This is a genomic window from Vibrio sp. 2033 (genome assembly GCF_033339735.1).
The window spans coordinates 1-536 of record NZ_JAWOVC010000746.1 but is presented as its reverse complement, the minus strand read 5'-3'; the positions used below and the strand labels follow the sequence as shown (position 1 = coordinate 536).

Here is a 536-nt window from a genome sequence, read left to right as displayed (position 1 = left end):
CACCGTGATTTCCTTCAGATCTGGAAAATTACAATCTTCTGTTTTGCCTTTGAAGTTGGTAAACGTAACGAGCTTAGTGTCCTTTTCTTCTAACGAGAGCTCCGTGATTCTCATGCCTAATTCGCTGGCATCAAAATCTGGTAACGTACGTTTCAGCATGCCTTTCGCCATGTAAAACGCGTTATTTACTTGTGCCTCACAATGTCTACCGTTCTCACCACAAATATTAAGTTCGTTGGCGAACAACTGTCGACGCTCGCTTATGACGCTTACGATGGAATAAACCACTCTATCCAACTGCCCTTTCTTGTTTACTGCGATCGTGTAGTTGATATGCATGGCAATGATTGAACCAAAAAAGAGTAATACCAATGCGAGTTCAACGATAAAGGCTCCGGTTTGTTTCGACTTAGCCACCACAAGTGATCTCCTCACCTAATTTGAAAGTGCATCGTTCATATTCTTGAACTGCGACCATCTCTCGATTAATGCTCATGCTTGGCATAACAAAGTTAAACAAAGGGTGATAAGTGAAA

At 41.8% G+C, this 536-nt stretch carries 1 protein-coding gene; it reads right to left on the bottom strand.

Features of this window, described 5'->3' with window-relative positions:
- Positions 1–420: tight adherence pilus pseudopilin TadF (gene tadF / locus R7P74_RS28860; RefSeq protein WP_318124132.1), on the bottom strand; the 420-nt coding region annotated here is incomplete at its 3' end.
- Positions 421–536: the final 116 nt, after the last annotated feature.